Source organism: Pseudoalteromonas piratica, from assembly GCF_000788395.1.
GTDB classification, from domain to species: domain Bacteria; phylum Pseudomonadota; class Gammaproteobacteria; order Enterobacterales; family Alteromonadaceae; genus Pseudoalteromonas; species Pseudoalteromonas piratica.
Genome location: NZ_CP009889.1, coordinates 1391640 through 1415886 on the forward strand (window position 1 = coordinate 1391640; position 24247 = coordinate 1415886).

Genomic DNA, 24247 nt, shown 5'->3' on the forward strand with positions numbered 1-24247 from the left:
CACCGCCTAACAAATAGAGCCTCTCATCCTTAAAAAGAGTTACCTACCCTAAACATAAAAACACCCAAACTAATTCAAATTAGAGTGGGTGTCTTTGTTATTAACCAAACGAAAGTGCATGTTTTGTTATAACCCAAAGATGCACTTCCTAAATTGACAAATCAGTTCTAAAGTCATTAGCATGATGTTTGAATTCTTTTGTGTTGCACTGTACTAATGAAATTTCTCCTCATACTATTCATCGCTTTTTTCTATTCTGCCAAAAGCTGGGCGGCTCCCGCAAAGATAGAAAACACCTGTCAAATTAACCCTAAACAGTGCTTACAGTTAGTAGAAGAGCGATTAAATGAGGGTGTCGAGCCAAAAACATCCGAATGGTACCGCTTCAAGTTTTTACAAATTCAAGCTTTATTTGAACTTGAGCAAGCGCAACCACTCTCCAAAGTACTCAATGAGCTAAATTCAATTTCACCCCTACCGACTTTTTTACAGCTCAAGGTTTACATTCTAAGCGCCAAAAATGCGATGTTTAGAAATAACGTGCAAGACTTTGAACGATATAAATCAAAAACATTTACCTTAATGAAAGGGTTAAATTTGGATACACTCGATCCATATTCACTGATCGAGTACGCAAATTTTCATATTTACTTAAAAGATTACCGAACAGGCATCGAACTGCTATTACCTTTAGAAAAGAAATTTAGAGATCACCCTAATAGTGAACTTAAAAAAACGATTTACACCAATCTTGGTAATATGCATGCCCTACAGAAATCGTATAAAAACGCTTTTCCATACTTTCAGCTCGCATATGAAAATGCTCAGTTATCTTTAAATAAGCACTATGCGTTAATGACTCATTACAACGTAGCTCGCAGCCATCAAATGCTTGAAATGCACAAGGAGGCTGAGCAAATTTTCTTAGATGTATTATCCGCAGAAAAAACGATTGGCCACCCTACTATCAAAAATTTATGCCACTACCGCTTGGCTATTTTTTACAACGAGCAAAACAATCAATCAAAGCTAAAGACACACCTTAAGCAGGTTGACCCAACCAAACTTTCCACAAAGTTATTGAAGCAATATCAGCAATTACTATCTGTTAAATAAGATGACATAAGGGTGAATACCAACCCAAATCAACTATTATCACTACCACAACTAGAATTCATAAAAAAGTCAGCGCAACGTCAGGCTTTTATTTCGGTGCTTACATATATTGTTCGCAGCCTCTTGGCATTTAATCTAACTTTTATTGCTGATACCAAAACAAAGAATATTTATGAAAAACAATTTTAAATTAAATTTTGCACTCACTTTCGTATTGCTGTGTAGCCTACCTACATTTAGTGAAGAACCTCCCTCTTACTCTCTTTTATATTCATATACAGAGTCTACTAAACGCTCTTTGTATATCAGTGACGAAAATGGAGAGAATAGCTTAAAAATAGGCAGTTTTACTTTAAGCGATGGTTACCCTGCAATTTCACCAAATGGCAAACATATCGCTTTTTACGGTAAGTATGATAAGTACAAAACCTGGTCTATCCACACTGTTGATTTAGATGGCAACAACTTTAAGCGTCTTACTCAAGTCAAAAATGTTTGGGATAGTTCACCAGTTTGGTCTCCTGATGGAAAACTCATTGTCTTCGCTCGAGAATATAAAGACCAAAATGGAATTTGGCAGGAAGAAATTTGGCGCATGAACCCAGATGGTTCGAATAAAAAGCAAATCAAAGGTCTTAAAGGCCGCTCGCCTGAGTTTATGAAGGATGGCCGCCTTCTTTTTCAAACAAAAGCAAGCCCGAGCCAAATTAGTATTGCCAATCTAGATGGCAGCAATCAAATTGTGTTAACCAACGATACTACCAATAATATGTCGCCCAAGATATCTCCTGACGGTTCAAAAATTGCTTTTATATCGAGTCGAGATGGTAATCAAGAAGTTTACATAATGAATCTTGATGGTCGTAATCAAAAACGAATGACACGCAACTCTATTGATGAGTGGGGCCCTAGCTGGTCAACTGATGGCACAAAGGTACTTTTTTCATCTGAAAACGTTTACGATTCTTTAGATATATTTAGTGTGAATATAGATGATCGTTCAATTCAAGAAGTACTAAGAAAAGGATCTCAGTTAACAACTATGTACCACGTGGACAAAAAACACTTAAAAAGGCTTATGAATAAAAATAAGCAATCTAAAAAATGATTTATAAAATATCGCCCAACAAAACTAGCATTGTGCTCAAAAATCTCCAACTGTAAAAAGTTAGCTAATTTATTAGCTACCCGTTGGACTAGACTTTTTTGAGCAGAATCTTGCTTATTGCGCTTGTACCTAAAACCCATAAATTGCTCATTCTATAAAAAATCTCAGCTGAATTTTAAATTTTTAGTGTGTTCTATAACCTATGCTTCGCTGTGAATGGTTATTAAACAAGCAGAGGGAATTATGGATAGTTGCTTTAATTTTATAGCGCTCATTGAGGAATACCAAAAACATAAAGGCATAGCGCATTTGAATTGGGAGGCTGGGAACAGCTTCTCCCTCAGTAATGAAGAGTTTGAAATTAATATTGGGTTTGACGAGCAATCTCAAACTATTCTGCTCGTTAGCTACGTAGGTGTAATTAATAATAGTAATAAAGAAGACACGTACTTAAGGCTGCTATTGGAAAACTATGCAAATCGTTCTGGTAGTAATGCTTTTTGGGGATTCTACTCCGCTGACGAAGCCACACTAACAATCAAAAAACCAGCTCATCACACAGACCAACACATGTTCTCTCAGTGGATCGAGCAATTATGTTTAGACACACAAAGCGCACGTCAGCTATTAAGTGAAATAGGCGAGTCAAGTGTGAAAACGAATCATACAGACTCGAGCAAAACTATCGCACTAAACCAGTTTATTACACCTTAATTAATCGTTTTATACAAAGTGCTCAATGTGCTTTCTCTCTTCGTGATTTAAGAGCGAATTAAGAAAGCCCGCCAATTGATAATTAGATGCCTATTACAAGGAAGATACTATGACGTTTGAACTAACAACATTTAGACAAATCTCACAAAATAAAGGCCTACAAGACACCGCTAACCTGATAGACAATCATGGCGGGAAGTTCGGAGATATTTCAAAATTAGGAGCGAGTGCAACTCCTCTACGTAACGAATTTGTTAAATCATTAGACCAATCAGGCATGATGAAAGGTTTGAGCCTAGCACATCAAACATCCTTAAAAAATAGCTTAACCCCCCTCACCATAGGTGAAGTAAGAGACGCCTTTAAATCATCTACCATTGATATTCGAGGTAACGACAAAGTCGCTGCTGCAAAAGAAAGCACTATTGCTCGCCAAGGATTGGAAGGAATGGGAAGTACAGCCTTTGAAGCCGTCAAAGAACACATAAGCGGCCAATTAGACCGTATTATCGATATGGAAAATAAACTCATTAGTTACAGAGAGCATAAGGCAGCAGGTACCTTAAGCACGTCAGAATTAACACCTGAAGAACAGAAAGTATTGAAAAAAATAGATAAACTATACACCGATACACCAATCGAAAAAGCATTAGCGCACAGAAAGGCAAGACTTCTCGAGAAAATAGACACTAACAAGATAAAAATTGCAGAGATATTTGGTGATTCATATGACGACATGAAAACTCGCCTTGACGCTTTTACCAATTTTTACCTGATTTCAACCGATGCGCATAGTAAGGAACGCTATTATTCAGCCCGTGCAAATGATGTCTTCAAAGATAGAGGAAGAGGAGACGACATAGAATGGCGTGATCGCGCCCCAAGTACAAAAGACAAAAACTCAGGAATTTCTGCCCAAGAGCATCGCCGAGAGTCACAAGAAAACGTGTTTGCGAAGTCAATTTTTCATGCCAAAGGCATTCTCACAGCCGATGTCGATACTAGCAATACAGTAAAAGCTTTCCGAGAAAACGGCGCGCCATTTATTGGGGGTGTCTCAGGTTCGCTTCTGTCAGAAATATTAGACATAGAATTTGCAGCTGATGGTAAAGAACCCAAAGTTGCAGATAGTGATGGCATTAGTGCTGACGAGCTAGCCAAACGTGAGTTGTTGCTCGGCGTTAAGAGTATGGAGCTTATTGCTTTGGGCCACCATAGTTTATCTGAATGCTTGCTCGCAGCACAAACACTTGGCTATTTCCAACACATCGAAAGCCCGCTGAAGAATTATCCAAAAGCGGTCTCTCAATTTGAACAATTTATGAGTGACGCTTTAAAAGATAAACCTGAGGCAGCCCCTGATGTTGCAATGGTTGCCGCAGAACAAGCTGCGCCCCTGGGCGGCATAGCAGATGACGCTGCAGCACCAATGATTGATGAAGTTGTTGTAGCAGCAAATAATGGTAACGAGCCTGCGGTGGCTGTTGCCCCCGCAGAGCCCAAAAAGTAGATAAATAGAATGGGGTCAGCATATGAGATTTACAATCAACGACTCTGACCCCATTGATTCTTTTATGACTCGTAATGCTAGTTAGCTAAATTTGACGCTGGCATATCAATGGGCAGGCTAATAGTAACCTTAACGCCTCCAAGAGTACTACTTGATGCGGTTATGTCACCATTATGTCCCTCAACTAGGCTTTTACAAATTGATAAGCCCAAGCCACTACCACCTGATTTTCTACTGCGCGACTTATCAGAGCGATATAGTCGTTCAAAAATTTTATTCAACTCTTTCTCAGATAACCCAGGGGCAGAATCTTCAATAACGACTTTTAAATACCTATCACTCACTGATGCCAACAACCTCACTTGCCCAGGAGTATTTGTATAACGACAGGCATTGGAGAATAAATTATTAAACACCTGTCTTATACGATCACTATCTATATTAGCTTTATCGCTTTCAGAAAGCTGTATGTTGGTTTCAACAGATAAACCCTTTTCTGACGCCAAAATAGTTAAGCTGTCAACTTGCTGAGTCACAAAAGATTTTAAGTCTACAGTTTCTATAACTAACTCCAATTCACCTTGATCTTTTTGCGCTAATAATGAAATGTCATCGATAAGGTTATTAAAGCTATCTATACGATCGTGCAAAAATTTATAAGCACTTTTAGGATCATCAATAAGGTTATATTCCAGTTGCTCCATTTTTAACTTTAACACTGCCAACGGTGTTCTGAGCTCATGGGATATATCAGCAAAAAACAGTTTTTTTTCATCCAAAAGTTGCTCACTTAACTTCTTTTGATGAGCTAAATTTCGGCTTCTCTGAACAATTAGCGCTAATGCGGCAAGAAATATCAAGCTAACAACAACGAAGATAAACAAGCTTTGTCTACTCTTCTTTTGTTCGAGTAAAATGCTATTTTGCTGCAATAAGCTTTGTTCCTGTAATTTCTGAACTTTTTGCTCTTTTTGACTCACTTTATAAAGCTGGGAGTATTGGGCAATTAAAGCGTTTTTATTTTCATTTGACTGTTGGTTATGCAGCGCTATTGAGTCTAATAAAATCTTCTTTGCCTCTTCAATTTTCCCCAGCTCCGATTTAATTTTAATGGCTAAGTTTAGTGAATCTATGTAGCTATAATAATCTAAGTCAACAGACTCATCTTCAAGAGCTAAGTCGATGTTGCGCTCAGCCTCTAACCAATTATTATTCTCAACAGCATATAAAGCTCTCATATAATGAACAATACCTTGGTGTTGTTCATCAATAACACTTTGACCAATCCCCTCAAATTTTTCCATTATCACTCTTAGGAATGCGTTATCGCCCATTTTCAATGCCAGCTTAGCTTGCACAAAATAGCTGTATATTAGTTTACCCTTATTATCATGCTTGATTAATGCGTGCTCAGACAATTGAAAGTGTCGCATCGCTTTCGAGTATTCTTCCATTTCTTGATATAACTGCCCCAAACGCTGATGCGCTTCGGAATATTCTCGCGGATATGATTGCTCATATAAATTTGATAAACCAAGCAAATAATTATCTTCCGCTTGCTTAAAATCTTTCAAACGAAAAAATATTGTTCCAATATTCATCAAAGTTGTAGAGTAATTTTCTATACTTCCCATCTGTTGAAATAATGGTAAAGCTTTCTGATAATAATTTAGAGCCGCAGATAAATCGCCTAGCTCTCGATAAGCATTCCCAACGTTATTATAAATACCCCCTAGCCTATTTTCGGCATTAAGCTTTTTATACCCTTCAACCAAACTCAAATAAGCGTCTATTGCTAATACCAGCTTATCCTGCATTTGATAAACTGTTGCTTGGTAGAATAAATTCGAAATTATTAACCTTTCATGGTCTGCTTTTCTTGATGCAGCAATAGCTCTAGAAGTTAATTTTTCGGCTGTTTTTAAGTCTATTCTATCGACATATACTCTGACCAAATAGAGTAAAAGCAAGCCCTCTTCATATGGGTTGTCGTATTTATCATGAAGCTTTAACCCTTGGTTTCCGAACTCTTCCGCCAAACTTGGATTGCTTTGCCATGTTTTTTTAACAATTTGAGAATAAATAGGAAGCTTCTTTTCATCCAGCTCAGTTTGTTCAAGCTGGCTAATCAACTCTTCTAAACTAACCTCTTTTTCTGAGCTCACCGCGTTAAACCCAGTTAACAGTATCAAAAGCAATACGATATATTTCATGAAAAAAGCCCTGTGATGGATTACGAGCCGATTATAACTTTCAATGGGGTTAGAGTCGTTGATTTTCTCTTGGGATAATGCGAGGTACTCGATGCAGGCCCAAATTATTGTAATTAAACTCGCACTTTTTCATAACGCTTTAAACCTTTTTGGCAAAACGCGCGTCATAAGGAGGTATTAATAAAAATATAAAGCTTTTCATTTGTTTAGTTCTGAGACGCCACTTCATTGTTTGGTGCAGTGTTCTTTAGCACCGTTTGATAATCCGTTGAATTGCGTCTTGTTGTTTACCAATAAAAGGCAATGCACGGCAAAAAGCTTTGTGTCTTTTTTGATGTTGTGAATTGTCGATTTTTTAAGTTTTAACAGTATTTAAATTACAGTTAAAACTCATTTTTAAGGGAGTAAAGTTATGAGGCGTTGTTGGTTACCAGTATTAATTGGGTTAGGCATTTTGCTTAGTGGTTGTAAAAACAATGAAAGTTTACAGTCAGTACTTACACAACAAGTTGCGAGTAACGCAGAATCATACGGCATTAATGCTTCCTCAGTAGTTGTTGTTAAAAATGGTAAGCAACTTTATAAAGGTCACCATGGCGTAATGGCGGTCAATAGTACAGAGAAGGTTTCTGACACTAGTATTTTCCCGATTTACTCAGTGGCTAAACTGTTTGCGAGTACCCTAACTATGCAATTAGCTGAACAAGGTAAGCTGCAACTATCAGACCCTATTTCACAGCACCTAGTTGGCTTACCTAGTGCATGGCAACATATTACAATTTCACAGTTAATCAATCATGCCTCAGGGTTACCAGAGTTTTATGATGTAAAAGACGGAAAGTTTATTGGCCCCGCAACCTTGCAAGAGGTAATTGATGACAACAAGAATAAACCTTTGATGTTTGAGCCTAATACACAAACACAATACAACCAAACAGGCTACTTACTTGTCCGTATGCTGATTGAGAAAATGTACCAGAAGAGTTATGAGCAAAGTGTCAAAGACAAAATATTATCACCGCTAGGGCTTAAAAATACGTTTCTAGATTTAAACAATGTGCCTAAAGAGCGTTTGGTTGCAGCCTATCGACCTAATAGTGGTAAAACATTGAAAACCAGTGAGTTCTTTTTTCCGCTATATGGAAGCAGTGCGGGTAGTATCTATTCTTCAGCTGAAGATTTGAGCCTGTTTATCACTGCGTTAGCACAAGGTAAGCTTGTATCGCAGGATAAACTGTTAGCTTTTTGGCAGCCCCATCAGCTTCACGATGATGAGAGCTATTTTGCTTCTGGTTGGGTAATCGATAACGCTGGTAACTGGCAACATGTGGGTCACGATGGCGGCGCTTCTTTACGGGTAAGGTTACTTTACCAAGATAACTTAGATGAGTTTTTTGTCGTGGTTTATTTAACGAACGGCAACAAAGACGGTGTTTGGTCATCAACATTAACAAACTCGGTTCAGCAGCACATACTACCTGACTATTACTCTCGAATAGCAACTTGGTTTTACTAAGCTACACGTAAAACTAATAGGCAAAGCATAATGGAAGCAGATATCACTAATTCGCCCGCCCCAAGCTTTTGATTTAGTGTATTGCCAACAAAAAAGGTTAGCGAACCATTGCTAACCTTTTAAAGACCATATCAGCTGTCCCTATTGATTCCACACCATCTTCTTAAGGTTGTTTCCATTTTGCATACGTATTCAGCGTGATGTTAAATTTTTAGTCTCTATATTTGTTTGTGTTTGAAAAAAATCAAAATAATAAAATAGAGAACACATATGACAACAAAAAACCTTCGCTTACTGTGCGCTAGCACCGCGTTTTGCTTTAGCGCATTTGCCAGTAGCCAAGCAATGGCAGCTCCAACAACATTTGTGCATTTATTCGAGTGGTCTTGGCCCGATGTGGCTAAAGAATGCGAAACCTTTTTAGGACCAAAAGGCTTTGCAGCCGTGCAAGTTTCACCTCCAAATGAACACGTTGCGGGCGATCAATGGTGGACTCGCTACCAACCAGTAACGTACGAATTAAACAGTCGTGGAGGCACCAGATCGCAATTTATAGACATGGTTTCACGCTGTAAATCTGCAGGAGTAGATATATACGTTGATGCAGTAATTAATCACATGGCAGCAGGCAGTGGCCAAAGCATCACAGGCACTGCTTTTTCAACAAAACAATTTCCTATGTATAGCGCCCAGGACTTTCACGATACCTGTGCAATCAATGGCGAAGACTACGGCACCAACCCTTGGCGCGTGCAAAATTGTGAATTGGTTGGTTTACCAGATTTAAATACCAGCTCACACTACGTGCAAACTCAACTCGCAAATTACTTAAATGATTTAGTTTCAATCGGTGTGAAAGGCTTTCGCTTAGATGCTAGCAAACATATGGATACCAATGAGATTGCTACAATTTTAAACATGGTTGATGGTTCACCCTTAGTATTTCAAGAAGTCATCGATCAAGGTGGTGAAGCGGTCTTTGCGAGCGAGTATTTTGGCAATGGATTAGTAACTGAATTTAAATACACCACCAAACTGGGCGAAACGTTTAAAACTGGCAAGCTCGCTTGGCTTCGCAACTTTGGCGAAGCGTGGGGAATGATGCCTAGTTACAAAGCAGTGGTCTTTGTCGACAATCATGACAATCAACGAGGTCACGGTGGTGCTGGTAATGTCGTAACATATCAAGATGGCGCGCTATACGATTTAGCAAACGTATTTATGCTGGCTTACCCGTATGGCTACCCAAAAGTCATGTCTAGCTATGATTATCACCACGACACTGATGCAGGCGGCCCAACTTATCCAGTTCATCAAGATAATAAACTCAACTGTTTTGCTGATGGTTGGCAATGTGAACATCGCCATCAACGTATTGCTGGCGCGGTTGATTTTAGAAACAACACAAATGATGTGTGGCAAATAGCAAATTGGTGGGACAACGGAAACAATCAAATTGCATTTTCGCGCGGTTCAAGTGGCTTTGTTGCCATCAACCGAGAGTCAGGCAATCTCCAACAAACGTTACAAACAGGGTTAAGTGAAGGGCAATACTGTGATGTGTTATCTGGCGAATTAGCAACTGACAAACTAACTTGCACCGGTAAAACCATAACAATTAATAAACAAGGGTTTGCCGCAGTCAATATCGAGTCGATGAATGCGGTTGCAACGCATAAAAACGCAAAAATCGAATCGCAACAAGAGAGCGATTGGCAACGAACAATAATATTTATTCGTGCCCAAACTCAATCAGGGCAAGATATGTTTGTTCGCGGTGGTATTGATTATGACTATGCACAATCAATTGGCCGAAATTGCAATCAATCCCCTGCTCTTTGCTCATTACCCATACGTCACAATAATTTACGCAATACAACAACGCTTGCTTGGAAACAAGGCGACACCGAGCTTGATTGGCAAGGAGCAGAGGCTAATCAAGGTGCTGGGGCTGAGGGAACGGCATTAGATTGGACAACCAATTTTTGGCCTAGTGCTTGGGGCGCAAAACGAACTGTTGAAGTCGATGGATATGGTGAAACCCCATTAAACCAATGGGGCGAACATTACTGGATGCTTGATATTGATATGAACTGCGATGCCACCGTTAACGGTTGGTTCGAAGTAAAAGCCTATGTCAAAAATGGTCAAGGTTGGGAGGCAGACATACAGCAAGCCAACAGACCTTACCAATCGAATAATCACTTTGCTCAATGCGGCAAAATGAACGTTTTTGAATTTGGTAAAAATAGCGCGACGATACTCGCTTTTTAAATTTTTCAATGGGGTCAGAGTATGACCCCATTGATGCTTATAGGCTTACTGTAATCCTAATAATAATGGTGCGAGTCACAATGACATTGCGGATCATCATTTAACTCGTCAGTACTGACGGTAATTCGACGGTCGTTTTGTGCATCCCACACTGTTGCACACAGCTTTTGACTATCAATATCAACAACCGACACAGGGTGGTTTTGATATTCAACCCACTCACCTATCTTTAAATTTTTCGTTTGCATCATTAACCCTCCAAGTATTTAAACAACTAATACGTTAATGAAGTCAATAACGATTAAAAAACACCCAAACCAAATCATGTTAGAGTGGATGTCTTTGTTATTTCTTTGTTATTTACCAAGTTGCTGTAGCAGCTAATAATGGTAACGAGCCAGTGATTGCTATCGCCCCGCAGAACCTAAAAAATAAGTTAACGGAAATCAGGGCAGGTTATGAGCTTTAGAATCAACGACTCTGCCGCCACTGACTAGCTGATTTAAAACATCGTATTTGAATGAGCCATTTGCGCAGGTATTTCTTGAATAACATCCCAATGCTCAACAATTTGACCATCTTTCACGCGGAATAAGTCATAGAATGCCTGAGGTTTTCCATTCCAGCGACCTTCACTTTGGGTCAATACAAAATTACCTTCGCCAAAAATACGGTGAACTTTATGGTACTCAAACATATTGTTTTGAGATGCGAGGTAAGCAAGCGCTTCATTCAAGCCATCTAAACCGTCTTTAACCATCGTATTGTGTTGGTCATACTGCTTTGCGCTGATGTATTCGGTGATTTTTTGCGGTGCTTTACCGAAAAAAACATCTTGCATAAAGTTAGCAATAAGCTTTTTGTTAGCCTCAGTTTGATCAATGTCTTCAACCTTTGTTGGTCCATCAAACTGTGACCTACCGCTAGCGGTTTCTTTAACAATTGGCGCAATCGCATCCCAGTGCTCGGCTACTTGTCCATTTTGCATGCGCCAGATATCAAAAGTGACCACTTCTTTAGCACCAAACGCTTCTGCGTTATTGTAGGTGTTGTGCATAATGATAAATTCACCATCTTGTAACAGGCGATGGTTTGTATAAGTTGTGCCCGCCTCTTTTAATTTAGGTAAAAAACCTAACACCGGTGCTAACCCTGTGGGAACATGCGGATTATGTTGAATATAATCCTCTCGGAAGTACTTTTTAACTTCTTCTGCATTGTAATCTTTAAAAAATGCATCTTGTGCTTTAATTGCTATTGCTTTCATTGAGTTACCTTGTTTTGACAGTTCTAACGTTGTTGAATTGGCGCTAGCACTACTCAATATTGACACCGAGGTGATGATTGCAGCCAAGAACTTACTAGTTGAATGTTTGATTTTCATGATTTGCCTTAACGTGATGGCTTGTGATTTCGTAAATTTATAATAATAACTAACCAATCATTTGATTAGATGCTATTAATTGATTATTTTATTAAGCTGTACTTAATAGTTGGTCAATTTAATGAGCATTTCATCCATTAATCGCCTAAAGCAAATGGCTATTTTTTGTAAGGTTATTGAATGTGGCAGTATGCGGGCAGCATCCGAAGCACTTAGTATGACCCCTTCAGCAGTAAGCCAATACATTACCCAGTTAGAAAATGAGCTTGAAGTTGCACTAATATATCGTTCAACACGCAGGCTTAGTTTGTCTGAAGCCGGTGAGCGCTACTATCAACACGGAAAAAGAATGTTGATGGCTGCAGAAGATGCAGAAGATGCCATTTACGAAGTAAAGCACTCTTTGGAAGGTGAAATTCGTATTTCTGCAACAGTAGGCATCGCATCTCACCCTTTGGCGCAAGGCTTAAAGGAGATTCTGGATAACAATATTGGCTTATCGATTACTGTCATAGCAAATGATAAAAGTATTGATCTGGTTGCAGAGCACATTGATATTGCCGTGAGAGTAGGCGAGCCTGAAGAGTCTAACTTTATCTATCATTCACTAGGAAAATTAGCTAAAAGTATTTATGCGAGCCCTGAGTATCTACAAAAGCACAGTAACCCTGTTCTGCCAAGCGATCTGAAAAAACACTATTGGTTAAAACACCTAAGCCAAGGAAAATTTTCGGATATCAGTCTTACTCATTCAAATAACGAAACATTTCAGTATCAACCTAAATATAGAATGCGCTTTAATGATATCAATGCGCTCACCAGCCATGTGCAAGCCGGGTATGGTATGGCTATTTTGCCTGATTTAGAAGTCCAGCATTTAATCAAGGCAGGAATGCTTGTAAAAGTGTTACCAGACTGGCAATTAGATCCCCTGAATTTATATGCGTTAACCATTGATAGAAAACAATCTTACAAAGTAAAAGCTGTTCTAAAAGCACTTAAAGAGTTTTTTGCTTAAATCAAATATATCAATGGAGTCACCCATGGATTTGGTGACCCCATTGATTGTTTCTTTGTAACAAAAGAATAACAGTCCCTTGAACAGCTAAATGCAAGCAGGTATTACTAAAATAAAAACAGTACCGATATTAATAAAATATGAAAATACTAAAAATTGCATTCACCCTCGTTGCGCTCGCAGTACTCGCAACGCCTGTCGTCATCTATACCCGCTATATTAATAATTACACATCACCTTACATAGATGTTGTGATTGACTCACAGGCATTAGGTGAAAGTAGAAAAGTCTTTATTCGCTTACCCGATAATCACGATGCACAAAAAAGTTACCCGCTAGTGATTAAAACCGACGGAAATTTTAATTTAGACCGATGGGCTGAAACCGTTACAAAATACGATGACGCGATTGTTGTAGCAATACCCAATCAATTTTGGACAGACACTCGAAACCGCGATTTGGTGCCGCCATTTGCAAGAAAGGACGTGAATATAGACGCACGCCCGGCCAATGAAACAGCCAGAGAGATCTTTGGCCGTGCAGACTCGTTTTTAGCCTTTATAGAAACTGAACTCCTCCCCTATTTAGAAAGTCGTTACAAATTATCAGACGATCGTGCTCTCAGCGGTTATTCAGCAGGCGGTAGTTTTGTGTTGTATACCATGATCACCCAACCCTCGCTATTTAACGCCTATTTCGCATTTAGCCCTGCTGCATGGTACGACGATTCTGTGGTTGTTAAAGAGTTTAAAAATAATCTGTTTAAGCTTGCAGGCACTCCTAAGTTCTTTTACTTATCCTTGGGTGACCAAGAGCCTTCTATTATTACAGGCTCATTTAAAGGGCTGATAGCAGCACTCGATGAAAATGCGCCAAAGAACTTAGTTTGGGCATATCAATTTACCAAAGAGGCCGATCACGGTAGCAACCCCTACAAGTCTATTCCCACAGCAGTAGCCGAATATTCAGCGTTTAAACAACAGCTGTAACGGCTAGGTGTTTCTATTTAAGTGGGTGATGAGACAAGTCAAAAGCATCACCCATTGATTCTAGCTGATCACAAATAAACGGAATCAGAACTCAAAATCAACGACTCTGACTCTATTGATTATAAACTTTACAACTCTGGCAAATTATTTTCATAGGGTTTACCAGTAAACTCTGCCATATTTTTGCACACATTTAACGCTATACCTCGTTCTTTGTGGTTTGCCACCGCAACATGAGTGCCATTGTTTAAAACCATATAAACACGGTACGTCTGAGTTGATGCTTGAGCAGTCATTGTTCTAAAGCCCTTTATATCTGCGAGGCGATAAACACGGTCGAAAATGGTGTATAGATTACTCGCCTTAAGCTGAATTGTTTGCGAGCTTAAATTTATACGACAAATATAGCCGCCAAACACACCAATCCAGCCCAGCCAACAAAATAAACCTGACACCCAAATCGGTAATGACCTAGCAGAACCAGAACCTAACACACTTGCAATACCAACAAGTAAAAACACTAAGCTCAGCAATCTTAACAATACCTTAGCAATACCAGTAACGCGATAAACCGCTTCATCATTAGATAGTTTCTGAAAGTACATCAAAACACTCCGTACTTAACCAATGCTCCGAGCACGGTAAACAAGAAAAAGGGCAGTGAAAACTTAATGATTGATTTACGATCCCATATTTCAATATACACATCGCGTTTATTACTGAGTGTTTCAGTTTGGCCAAATGGCTTAATGTCAGCGGCCTTTATATTATCAAAGCAAAGTGGGGTTTTGTTCGGCCAATTTGAGATGTTTTCTGTTACAGGTAACTTATAGTGCGCAGACAAAAACGCCAATAAAGCGTAAGCATCTTGGTAGTCATCTAACACATATTTTTGTTCTGCCACGGTTACTTGATAAGGGCCTTTCGTTCCAAGGCTGGTTAATTCGCATGTCAGCGCATTAAAAGGCGCTATCGCACTTCGTTTTTGAAAAAAATGCCAAAGGGATGTTGATAAATAAACTTGTTGGGTGGCGCTATCAAACTCCAATATTCGCTTTCGACTGAATAGCAACAATGAAATGCTACAAAAGAATATAGCCGAAATGATAAAAGCGATTACGCTTGTTTGATTCAATGCAATTGCCATCACCATACTCGTAATACCAGGTACAAGCGCAAGCAAAGCAAATAATTTCGAGGACATTTGACGTCTTGATGGCAAGGTAACATTGCCATTTGCCGTTATTTTTAGCAAGCGTCTAACCAATTTAGGCAGAGTTTGATAGTCCATTATTTCAACCATTAAAATTGAGACGTAAGACCCTGATACTTGTCTCAAAGATAAACAGAGCCAGCTTAATACCAGCAAAGATTACCATAAACAGTGTGTTAACTGGTTAAAAAGTTGCTAAGCACAATTAACCCACCTTACACAAAGTAGGTTAAGTAATTAACTAACGCGATAATATCTCAAAATGGCTGCGTAAAAGTAAAATATTATGCTGAAATTAGGTTACTTAACCACTCACCATACAAGCGAGCGGGAAGCGTCGCCAACGCGAGTTTATTAGGAATGCAAAAACAAAGATCAGGCACCACAGGCAAAATACTAAGCTCAAAAAAATCTCCACGCGCCACATCAAATTGGAGTGGGTGTCTTTGTTATTCCTTTGTTATTCCTCGATTTATTCAAAACGTCTTATTAAATTATTAAGGCGTTGATACTCCTGCATGACACTCAAATCAGGTGATTGCTCTAAAATTTTATTTAGACAATCTTTTAGCTCAAACGGAGGTCCGAAATTAGGTTCATCACAGAGTAAAGTATCAAGGAAAACCAAAGCTTCTTTAGGGTATAATTCAATAACTTCACTTGATTTTAAACAGTGTACAATATATTCAGTATTATCAATTCTTGTTAAGTTATGTCTAATTAATTTCATAGCATCTTCAAAATATTCTTTAGCATTGATACAAAGTAATGCTAATTGATTAACAGTTTGCTCTGAAGGGTTGATTTCTTTTGGCCATATTTTAATTAGAAAGTTCTTAATACGATGGTTCCAATACTCTCTATACTTGTCACCTGAATTAGACAAGGCGTCGCTTAAGGACGAAACCACTTCATATAGTGCATTCTCTGGTAAAGAACTAAATGCTGAAGCTAATTCTTTTGTTTTAAACTCTTCATATTTTTGAAGAGCTACATAAGTCAAAAATCTTGAATATTGCTCTTTTGTTTCACCTAAATCTTCATAGAAATTAGCTGTATCCAATAGTTCTGACTTGATACTTACTAAAAACGACTTATGTAATCTTGGCGACCATAAATAACTCCTCCAAGCTAAAGTCGCAACATCCCTATTTTCCCAGTTAAATAACGGTAAGATATGTTGTTTCGACCACTCGGGTGAAACTCTGTAAAGTGACAGTGCGTTGGTTACTACAATTACCCTAGATAAATTATAAACATCGCTTTCATTAGTCACTAACATCTCAAATCGTTCACGATATTTATCTTCAAGCCCAGCATTATCGTTAGGCTTTTCTTCATACCAACGAATAAATAAGCTTTCAGTTGTGATACCTATGGGATGATTTATTGCTGCTGTAATAACGTCATTAACTTCATCATATTCAAAGTCATATGGGGCGGTTAATAATCTATCAACAAAGGAAAAATACTGCTCTTCCCTTAGAGCCCTACAGTTCGTATTGTTTTTTAACCACCGTGATAAATTCCACGCAATATCTTTTAACTTGAGCTCATCCATTTCAAGAAAAACATTCGCTAAAGATCGCCAAGCTTTAATACTTAGTCGCTTTGACTCAGTCCAAACATTTAACGCTTGTCTCCAACGTTCAGGTATCCATATATTTTCTTCTTCAAGCACCAAGAGTGCATTTTTAGCCAAAGTAAAATTATTTTTGCATCGAATTGACCAATCATCGTCATCCCAATGATCGTGATCTGGTTTAGATTTCAACCATTCTATTAGTTCAGCTTCATTTGTTGGGCTAGGCGAAGTATCTCGATAGTAACTTCCATCTCCCATCCAGAATGGGAACTCTTCTTTTTGCTCTTCGTCCAACTCCCACTGGGGGTTTTCTTGCTTAATGTTTTGATAAACTTGCTCAGCTTCTTCATCAAAGACTAAGCCTGCCTGTTTCAGCTTTTCGAGGCGCAACCATTGTTCTCTAATAACTAAATGGTCAAACTCTTCTTCTGTTAATCCCTCTTTAAACCACTCTCTCCTTGGCCCTAAACAAATATTGGCCAACAAACGACTCGTATTTACAGCATCAAAACGTTGAGCCAAGTGCGGTAGTAACTGCAAAAGTTCTCTTTGTGAAGACACACTCCAAAGCCATCTTGCATCTTCTTGTTCAAGCCAGCCATTAATCTCTGCTGCCGTAATTAAAGCAAATTTAGAAACAGCGAAAAATGCTAACCTCTTGAAAATCGGAAAAGGTGTTAACCACCAAATTGACACTATACTTTTTGCTTTGGTGGCATCCTTTTCTAGTAACGAAAGCCAAGAGTCTCTGACAAGATCAATTAAAATAGTCCAATTGTTATAATCTTTATTTTGAGGGTGTTCAGAAATTGACGGCTGATGTATGTAGGTGTAGTCAGTGTATTCGTCAACCCCACCAAGAGCTGACTTTAATTCCATCAGCTCAATCAACAATGCATTTACGTCATAAAAGATTGAAGATATATCCGAGCCCCACGTATCAACCCTTGCTATATGCTCAACAGCAGAATGTGCAAATGAGGTGCTAAGATCAACCTCCCAATCAAGATACTTTTTCAGTCCATCTCTATACTCTTCGCCCAATGAGTTTAATGGTTTTCTAAAAGTAACTACTGGAGCTAAAGCTTTTCTAAGTTTACTTTTTAATGCAGGTGTAATTCCTGTATTTTTATATTCATCAGCCCAACTATAAAGGTTGTGATGATGGGGAGAATGAGCACAGTAACCAGCTAAAACTAAATTCCAAACTGTTAACATTTCCTCACTTAAAACTGCATCACTACTTTTTCGTATTAACTCTTCAAAATATGCGTTGTTCCCATCTTTTTTCTGTTTTATTTGTTCCGATATCTCTTTTTCAATCAAAAAATGAAGTTGACTATTTAACACTCCACCTCTCTTTTGAAGAAACAAAACCAGTTCAGGATTATTAAGGTGACATACAAGCCATTTACTAAGGCCTCGCATAACATTATCCCACTGCGGCTCGATATAAGAGGAATGAGATAAAGCCATTAAAGGTGATTGCGAGCTTCTTGCTGGGCGACAAAATAAACTGAACGTTGCTTCTGGTTTGATACCAGAATCGAAGATTCCAAAACGATTTAATTCTTCACCTTTTAATTCGATAGTGTCTAAAACTGACAACCAACTTAATGGCGGTGATGGAATGAGGTTTGAAAATGTCTTTGCTGGAATACCGCTTGGATCGCTTAGGGCCCAAGCTAATTTCCTTGCATATTCATTATAGTAGTCCGAACTAGTTGGTTTAAATGGTGCAGTAGTAGCGACTATTTGTTCTTTGCCACTAAGGCCATCTTTATAAGTATTTGACCAATTTATTAACGTCTTATGTAAGTAATAATGTTTTTGAAAACTCTTATATAAAATTGGTGTAACATTTTTTGCTTTCCACTGCTTATACTCATCGTCAAATTTGCCTTTCTTAAATTCTCCAAAAGCAAACATTTCCGGTGGTGACTCACCAAGTAGCCTATCAGCAGCTAGAGCATCCATCATATAACGAAGTACCGGATCATTTAGACTATAACCAACAAAACATACGGTATAGCTACGAAATAACTCGCTCACAAATCTGGCAGCCCAACGCTCTGTCAAATAAGCTAAACCAAAATCACCACTTGAAATTACCAAATGATCTAACTCAGCGCTGTTCAATGGCTCTGGTAAAAGGCCATGTAAGTAAACTAAACCATTCCACCTATTTTTGGGCACTGGCAGCAATGGAGCTTTATACACTGGATAATTCAACTTTTCTTGCTCACCAGCCTTATCGAAAATACGATCAAAATTTGTCGTTATTAATCTAGTTTTCTTATCCTTAGTTAATGACAGTTGAAGCAGTGCCCGGTGAGTAGATGTCGCATTGGTAAGTGAGTAATCAGGCTCTAAAAGCTTAGCCATTTCCTGACGAACGTCCCTCCGCCATTCGTTAGTTTGTTTTACAGCCTCCAATAACGACACAGCTGTATCAAATTGCCCAGCTTTTAAAGCTTGTTCTTGCACAGCATCAGGAGTTACCCCCATTTTTTCATACAGCTTCCAAACTAATCCGCCAAAGCCTGGTAATCCAGCAGGGAATGAAATTCCGGCACCACAAAAAAAGACCACTTTGCCTTCTTCATGTGCTTGGAGTAATTTTTCAGGTACTTCGGGTCCATTTTTAACAAACTGCATCTAACTATAGTTCCCTCTTAAATTCATAGGTTTCATTAACAGTAAAGTAAGTCACATTACTGTTCTTCGACTCAATTAAAGCAACAGCATAATCACTCTAACTGATATACAAAAACCTAAATCTTTTCTACAACATCCTACCCCAATTCCCCAAACAAAAAAAGCAGCCATAAGGCTGCTTTTTATTACATTCTATAACTAAGTCAAAGACTTACTCATCACGATACGTATCAACCGCAGGGCATGAACAGATCAAGTTACGGTCGCCGAACACGTCATCAATACGTGTTACTGTTGGCCAGAACTTGTCTTTTGCTACCGCTGGTACTGGGAATGCCGCGTAGAAGCGGTCGTATGCACGCTCCCACTCGTTACCTAGTACGTCAGCTTGCGTGTGCGGTGCAAATACTAATGGATTGTTTTCTACTGTCCACTCGCCTGATTCAACTTTTGCAATTTCCTTACGGATTGAGATCATTGCTTCGATGAAACGATCAATCTCTACTTTGCTTTCTGATTCAGTTGGCTCAATCATTAGCGTGCCCGCTACTGGGAACGACATTGTTGGTGCGTGGAAACCGTAGTCCATTAAGCGTTTTGCTACGTCCATTTCAGAAATGCCTGAGCTTTCTTTAAGAGGGCGTAAGTCAACAATACATTCGTGTGCAACGCGGTTGTTTTGGCCGCGGTATAAAATTGGGTAATGTTCGCTTAGCTTTTCAGTTAGGTAGTTTGCACTGATTATCGCTGTTTCAGTTGCTTGCTTAAGGCCTTCCGAACCCATCATTGCAATGTATGCCCATGAAATCGGTAGAATTGCTGCAGAGCCGTAAGGTGCTGCTGATACTGCGCCGTTACCTTCAGTTGTACCCGGTACGTTAATAACACTGTGGTTAGGCATAAATGGTGCAAGGTGCGATTTAACACCGATTGGACCAACACCTGGGCCACCGCCACCGTGTGGAATACAGAATGTTTTGTGTAGGTTAAGGTGCGAAACGTCAGAACCGATAAAGCCTGGGCTAGTTACGCCAACCTGTGCGTTCATGTTCGCGCCGTCCATGTAAACTTGGCCGCCGTGCTGGTGAACGATGTCACAAATCTCTTTAATTGTATCTTCAAATACACCGTGGGTAGACGGGTAAGTGATCATGATACAAGATAGGTTTTCTGAAACTTCTTCTGCTTTTGCTTTAAGGTCAGCAACGTCAACGTTACCTTGCTTATCACACTCAACAACCACAACTTTCATGCTTGCCATTTGTGCAGATGCAGGGTTAGTACCGTGTGCAGAGCTTGGGATTAAGCACACATTACGGTGACCTTCGCCGCGTGACTCGTGGTATTTACGAATTGCGATAAGACCTGCGTATTCACCTTGCGCACCTGAGTTAGGCTGCATTGATACTGCATCGTAACCAGTTACATCAACTAACCAGTCGTGTAACTCGTTGATCATTACTTGGTAACCTTCTGCTTGGTCTAGCGGGCAGAATGGGTGCATGTTTGCAAATTCAGGCCAAGTAATTGGGATCATCTCAGCGGTCGCGTTTAGTTTCATAGTACATGAACCAAGCGAGATCATTGAGTGGTTAAGCGCTAAGTCTTTGTTTTCTAGGCGCTTGATATAACGCAGCATTTCAGTTTCGCTGTGGTAGCTGTTGAAATTAGGGTGCGTTAAGAATTCGTCATCACGTACTAGGCTTGCTGGAATACCTGTGATGTTGTCAGCTGTTACTTGTGCATCAAGTGCTGCAACGTCAAGACCGTGGCCTGCGCCTAGGATGATGTCGAATAATTCAGCAACGTCTTCACGTGTTGTCGTTTCGTTAACTGAAATTGAGAATTCACCGTCGTGGTTTTTAGCAAAGTTAATCTCTGCTGCTTCTGCACGTGCAACAACTTCATCTTTGTTGCTGGTTACTGTGATGGTGTCAAACCAAGTATCGTGCTTAAGCGTAACGCCTTTTGCTTTTAAGCCTGTTGCTAAAATGCTGGCAAAACGGTTAATGCGTGATGCGATTGTGCGTAGGCCTTCTGCACCGTGGTAAACCGCGTAGAACGCAGCCATGTTTGCAAGTAACACCTGTGCAGTACAGATATTTGAGTTCGCTTTTTCACGGCGGATGTGCTGCTCACGTGTTTGCATTGCCATACGTAGTGCATCGTTACCTAAACGGTCTTTAGAAACACCAATAATACGGCCAGGTAGTGAACGCTTGTACTTATCGCGTGTTGCGAAGAACGCCGCGTGAGGACCACCGTAACCCATAGGTACACCAAAGCGCTGTGCAGAACCTAATACTACGTCTGCGCCTAGTTTACCTGGCGCTTTAAGTAGAATAAGTGACATGATGTCTGCTGCCACGCATGCGATTGCTTTTTTGTCTTGTACGTCTGCGATTAGGTCTTGTACGTCTACAACTTCACCCGTTGTGCTCGGGTATTGGAAAAGCGCACCGAAGATTTCGTGGTTTACTGCATCTGCTGCAGGGCCAACAACTACCTCAAAACCAAACTGCTCTGCACGTGTTGCAACAACGTCGATTGTTTGCGCGTGTACGTCTTCTGCAATAAAGAAGATGTTTGCTTTTTTCGCTTTCGATACGCGCTTAGCAAGTGCCATTGCTTCTGCAGCAGCAGTTGCTTCGTCAAGTAATGACGCAGACGCAAGATCTAAACCTGTTAAATCCATTGAAAGCGTTTGGAAGTTAAGCAGTGACTCTAAACGACCTTGCGCGATTTCTGGCTGGTATGGCGTGTATGCTGTGTACCAACCTGGGTTTTCTAACACGTTACGTAAAATTACGTTAGGTGTGTGCGTTGGGTGGTAGCCCTGACCAATATAAGATTTAAAAATCTTATTTTTGCTTGCTACTGATTTTAAGTAGCTAAGCGTTTCAACTTCAGTGCGGCTTTCACCAATGCTAAGACCTTGCTCTAAACGAATACTTGCAGGCACGGTTTCGTTCATAAGCTCTTCAACACTTGATACGCCCAGCTCAGCTAGCATTGCTGAAATCTGGTTTGCGTCCGGACCGATATGGCGGCGGATAAAATCTTGCTTTTGCTCAAGTTGTTCAAGCGATTTTACGTTTGACATGTGTCTAACTTCCTATGGCATTTACATACACGACTAGCTAACAATACTGTGTGCTCAGTACGGTTAGGCAGCTTTTCATCAGCGCACTATAAATGAGCTAAATGATTGGCTTTACTAATCAAAAATTTAATAAATATTTAAAATTTTTATCTTTAAATAAAAGATTTAAATATTTACTGAGTGTAAAAACATGAAAAGCTCCAAAATTGGAGCTTTTCACTGTAATTCGTTATACGAAGAATTAGTCTTCGTCGATCGAATTTTCGTAACCTTCTGCGTCTAGTAGGTTATCAAGTTCTGACTCGTCAGATGCTTTGATTTTGAATAACCAACCGTCGCCGTAAGGGTCTGAGTTAACTGTTTCTGGAGAATCTTCTAGTTCTTCGTTGATTTCAACGATAGTACCTGAGATTGGTGCGTAAATATCAGACGCTGCTTTTACAGATTCTGCTACTGCACAGTCTTCACCTGCATCTACTTCGTCGTCTACGTCTGGTAGGTCAACGAAAACCATATCACCTAATAGCTCTTGTGCGTGCTCAGAGATACCTACTGAGTAAACACCATTACCTTCAGCGCGAACCCATTCGTGTGAAGATGCATATTTTAAATCGGCAGGGATATTGCTCATTCTTATAAATCCTTCGGTTTAATTTTGTTATACCAAAATTGGTACTAAGGGGTATTAATACCCCATATCGATTTAGATTACTGATTTACCATTGCGTACAAAGCAAGGTTTTACAACTTTTACGTCAACGTGCTTTTTACGCATTTCAACTTGTGCAGTGTCGCCAGTTGAGCGTGGCACACGCGCAAGGGCAATACTGTGGCCTAGTGTAGGTGAGAATGTACCAGAAGTAATCACACCTTCGCCACCGTCAACAATTACTTTAAGACCAGCGCGTAGTACGCCTTTTTCTTCAAGCACTAAACCAACAAGTTTGTCAGTGCTTTTTTCTTCGCGCTGCTTAGCAACCACCTCACGACCGATAAAGTCACGATCTTCAGGTTCCCAAGCCAGTGTCCAAGCCATGTTCGCTGCAAGTGGTGATACCGTTTCGTCCATATCTTGGCCGTATAGGTTCATACCTGCTTCTAAACGTAGCGTGTCACGTGCACCAAGACCTGCTGGGCGTACGCCTGCGTCTAAAAGTGCTTGCCATAACGCTTCTGCACCGTCGTTATGAACAACGATTTCATAACCGTCTTCACCAGTATAGCCAGTTGTTGCGATAAATAAATCACCCGCTTGCACACCAAAGAATGGTTTCATACCTTCAACGGCAGCTTGTTGATTTTCGTCAAGAATTGTTGCCGTTTTTGCTTTTGCATTCGGGCCTTGTACGGCAATCATTGCATACTCTGGGCGCTCAGTAACTTCTACTTTATAGTCAGCTGCAACCGCACCAATGTGTGCTAAGTCTTTTTCACGTGTTGCTGAGTTAACCACTAGGCGGTACTCAGTCTCAGTGAAGAAATAAATGATAAGGTCGTCAATTACACCGCCTTCGGCGTTAAGCATACCTGTGTATAACGCTTTACCAGCAACTTGTAGTTTTTCTACATCGTTTGCTACTAGTTTACGTAAGAAAGGTTTTGCATCTTCGCCTTTAACGTCAACAATTGTCATGTGTGACACGTCGAACATACCGGCATCTTGACGAACAGCGTGGTGCTCTTCGATTTGTGAACCATAGTTGATTGGCATTTCCCAGCCGTGGAAATCAACCATTTTTGCACCCGCTTCAAGATGCTTGGCGTGTAATACAGTTTTTGAAGTCATAATATTCCTACACTTTCAAATCTACCCGCACAAGGTGCGGCGTGGCTTCAACAGGACAAT

The 24247-nt window shown here is 39.7% G+C and carries 17 protein-coding genes; 8 read left to right on the forward strand and 9 right to left on the reverse strand.

The annotated features are described in order from the left end of the window. Window positions 1-216 precede the first annotated feature (216 nt). The 4 genes from OM33_RS20895 to OM33_RS20910 all read left to right on the forward strand — a co-directional run bounded on the left by OM33_RS20895 (window position 217) and on the right by OM33_RS20910 (window position 4448). Window positions 217-1116: a tetratricopeptide repeat protein gene (locus tag OM33_RS20895; RefSeq protein WP_040136509.1), complete on the forward strand. Its 900-nt coding sequence runs from the start codon at window positions 217-219 to the stop codon at window positions 1114-1116. 172 nt (window positions 1117-1288) lie between these two features. Beyond that, window positions 1289-2224 (forward strand): TolB family protein, encoded by a 936-nt coding sequence (locus OM33_RS20900; RefSeq protein WP_040136511.1) that lies wholly within the window; start codon window positions 1289-1291, stop codon window positions 2222-2224. Window positions 2225-2440: 216 nt separating this feature from the next. Next, window positions 2441-2938 (forward strand): type III secretion system chaperone, encoded by a 498-nt coding sequence (locus OM33_RS20905; RefSeq protein WP_199922575.1) that lies wholly within the window; start codon window positions 2441-2443, stop codon window positions 2936-2938. 109 nt (window positions 2939-3047) lie between these two features. Then, window positions 3048-4448 (forward strand): hypothetical protein, encoded by a 1401-nt coding sequence (locus tag OM33_RS20910; RefSeq protein WP_040136514.1) that lies wholly within the window; start codon window positions 3048-3050, stop codon window positions 4446-4448. Window positions 4449-4525: 77 nt separating this feature from the next. Here the strand turns inward: OM33_RS20910 and OM33_RS22235 are convergent, their stop codons facing one another. Then, window positions 4526-6661, reverse strand: a complete 2136-nt coding sequence (locus OM33_RS22235; protein ID WP_052141231.1) for an ATP-binding protein — start codon at window positions 6659-6661, stop codon at window positions 4526-4528. 412 nt (window positions 6662-7073) lie between these two features. On the opposite strand from OM33_RS22235, the gene OM33_RS20920 reads away from it, so the two are divergent. Together OM33_RS20920 and OM33_RS20925 are read left to right on the forward strand one after the other, a co-directional pair. Beyond that, window positions 7074-8177 carry a serine hydrolase domain-containing protein gene (locus OM33_RS20920; protein WP_040136516.1) on the forward strand — a complete coding sequence of 368 codons (1104 nt, stop codon included), beginning with the start codon at window positions 7074-7076 and terminating at the stop codon, window positions 8175-8177. Window positions 8178-8447: 270 nt separating this feature from the next. Then, the gene (locus tag OM33_RS20925) at window positions 8448-10451 is read left to right on the forward strand and encodes an alpha-amylase (protein ID WP_040136517.1); all 2004 of its coding nucleotides are present in this window, start codon (window positions 8448-8450) and stop codon (window positions 10449-10451) included. Window positions 10452-10507: 56 nt separating this feature from the next. Here OM33_RS20925 and OM33_RS20930 read toward each other — a convergent pair whose 3' ends face one another. Both OM33_RS20930 and OM33_RS20935 read right to left on the reverse strand, forming a co-directional pair. Beyond that, complete coding sequence (locus tag OM33_RS20930) at window positions 10508-10702, reverse strand: hypothetical protein (RefSeq protein WP_234402749.1); 195 nt, start codon at window positions 10700-10702, stop codon at window positions 10508-10510. Window positions 10703-10953: 251 nt separating this feature from the next. Further along, on the reverse strand, window positions 10954-11835 hold the full coding sequence (locus tag OM33_RS20935; protein ID WP_052141232.1) for a nuclear transport factor 2 family protein: 882 nt from the start codon (window positions 11833-11835) through the stop codon (window positions 10954-10956). Window positions 11836-11956: 121 nt separating this feature from the next. Here OM33_RS20935 and OM33_RS20940 point away from each other — a divergent pair, with 121 nt between their 5' ends. Beyond that, complete coding sequence (locus tag OM33_RS20940; RefSeq protein WP_040136519.1) at window positions 11957-12853, forward strand: LysR substrate-binding domain-containing protein; 897 nt, start codon at window positions 11957-11959, stop codon at window positions 12851-12853. A 140-nt stretch (window positions 12854-12993) separates the two neighbouring features. Beyond that, window positions 12994-13842 carry an alpha/beta hydrolase gene (locus OM33_RS20945; protein ID WP_040136521.1) on the forward strand — a complete coding sequence of 283 codons (849 nt, stop codon included), beginning with the start codon at window positions 12994-12996 and terminating at the stop codon, window positions 13840-13842. 128 nt (window positions 13843-13970) lie between these two features. Here the strand turns inward: OM33_RS20945 and OM33_RS20950 are convergent, their stop codons facing one another. The 6 genes from OM33_RS20950 to gcvT all read right to left on the reverse strand — a co-directional run bounded on the left by OM33_RS20950 (window position 13971) and on the right by gcvT (window position 24187). Then, a complete protein-coding gene (locus tag OM33_RS20950; protein ID WP_040136523.1) occupies window positions 13971-14447 on the reverse strand; it encodes a hypothetical protein in 477 nt (158 codons plus the stop codon). Further along, a complete protein-coding gene (locus tag OM33_RS20955) occupies window positions 14447-15133 on the reverse strand; it encodes a hypothetical protein (protein ID WP_040136524.1) in 687 nt (228 codons plus the stop codon). Before OM33_RS20955 ends, OM33_RS20950 begins: the two co-directional genes overlap by 1 nt. A gap of 394 nt (window positions 15134-15527) precedes the next feature. Further along, window positions 15528-19298: an anti-phage defense-associated sirtuin Dsr1 gene (dsr1, locus tag OM33_RS20960; RefSeq protein WP_040136526.1), complete on the reverse strand. Its 3771-nt coding sequence runs from the start codon at window positions 19296-19298 to the stop codon at window positions 15528-15530. A 211-nt stretch (window positions 19299-19509) separates the two neighbouring features. Further along, window positions 19510-22401 (reverse strand): aminomethyl-transferring glycine dehydrogenase, encoded by a 2892-nt coding sequence (gcvP, locus tag OM33_RS20965; protein WP_040136528.1) that lies wholly within the window; start codon window positions 22399-22401, stop codon window positions 19510-19512. Between the two features lie 241 nt (window positions 22402-22642). Then, window positions 22643-23032 (reverse strand): glycine cleavage system protein GcvH, encoded by a 390-nt coding sequence (gene gcvH / locus OM33_RS20970; protein WP_010558681.1) that lies wholly within the window; start codon window positions 23030-23032, stop codon window positions 22643-22645. 72 nt (window positions 23033-23104) lie between these two features. Beyond that, window positions 23105-24187 carry a glycine cleavage system aminomethyltransferase GcvT gene (gcvT, locus tag OM33_RS20975; RefSeq protein ID WP_040136533.1) on the reverse strand — a complete coding sequence of 361 codons (1083 nt, stop codon included), beginning with the start codon at window positions 24185-24187 and terminating at the stop codon, window positions 23105-23107. Window positions 24188-24247 lie beyond the last annotated feature (60 nt).

Excerpts from the sequence above, each read along its gene's own strand:
- OM33_RS20955 (WP_040136524.1), bottom strand. The coding sequence starts at position 15,133 with ATGGACTATCAAACTCTGCCTAAATTGGTTAGACGCTTGCTAAAAATA.
- OM33_RS20925 (WP_040136517.1), top strand. The coding sequence starts at position 8,448 with ATGACAACAAAAAACCTTCGCTTACTGTGCGCTAGCACCGCGTTTTGC.
- OM33_RS20945 (WP_040136521.1), top strand. The coding sequence starts at position 12,994 with ATGAAAATACTAAAAATTGCATTCACCCTCGTTGCGCTCGCAGTACTC.
- gcvP (WP_040136528.1), bottom strand. The coding sequence starts at position 22,401 with ATGTCAAACGTAAAATCGCTTGAACAACTTGAGCAAAAGCAAGATTTT.
- OM33_RS22235 (WP_052141231.1), bottom strand. The coding sequence starts at position 6,661 with ATGAAATATATCGTATTGCTTTTGATACTGTTAACTGGGTTTAACGCG.
- OM33_RS20935 (WP_052141232.1), bottom strand. The coding sequence starts at position 11,835 with ATGAAAATCAAACATTCAACTAGTAAGTTCTTGGCTGCAATCATCACC.
- gcvH (WP_010558681.1), bottom strand. The coding sequence starts at position 23,032 with ATGAGCAATATCCCTGCCGATTTAAAATATGCATCTTCACACGAATGG.
- OM33_RS20910 (WP_040136514.1), top strand. The coding sequence starts at position 3,048 with ATGACGTTTGAACTAACAACATTTAGACAAATCTCACAAAATAAAGGC.
- OM33_RS20900 (WP_040136511.1), top strand. The coding sequence starts at position 1,289 with ATGAAAAACAATTTTAAATTAAATTTTGCACTCACTTTCGTATTGCTG.
- OM33_RS20895 (WP_040136509.1), top strand. The coding sequence starts at position 217 with ATGAAATTTCTCCTCATACTATTCATCGCTTTTTTCTATTCTGCCAAA.
- gcvT (WP_040136533.1), bottom strand. The coding sequence starts at position 24,187 with ATGACTTCAAAAACTGTATTACACGCCAAGCATCTTGAAGCGGGTGCA.
- OM33_RS20950 (WP_040136523.1), bottom strand. The coding sequence starts at position 14,447 with ATGTACTTTCAGAAACTATCTAATGATGAAGCGGTTTATCGCGTTACT.
- dsr1 (WP_040136526.1), bottom strand. The coding sequence starts at position 19,298 with ATGCAGTTTGTTAAAAATGGACCCGAAGTACCTGAAAAATTACTCCAA.
- OM33_RS20905 (WP_199922575.1), top strand. The coding sequence starts at position 2,441 with ATGGTTATTAAACAAGCAGAGGGAATTATGGATAGTTGCTTTAATTTT.
- OM33_RS20930 (WP_234402749.1), bottom strand. The coding sequence starts at position 10,702 with ATGATGCAAACGAAAAATTTAAAGATAGGTGAGTGGGTTGAATATCAA.
- OM33_RS20940 (WP_040136519.1), top strand. The coding sequence starts at position 11,957 with ATGAGCATTTCATCCATTAATCGCCTAAAGCAAATGGCTATTTTTTGT.
- OM33_RS20920 (WP_040136516.1), top strand. The coding sequence starts at position 7,074 with ATGAGGCGTTGTTGGTTACCAGTATTAATTGGGTTAGGCATTTTGCTT.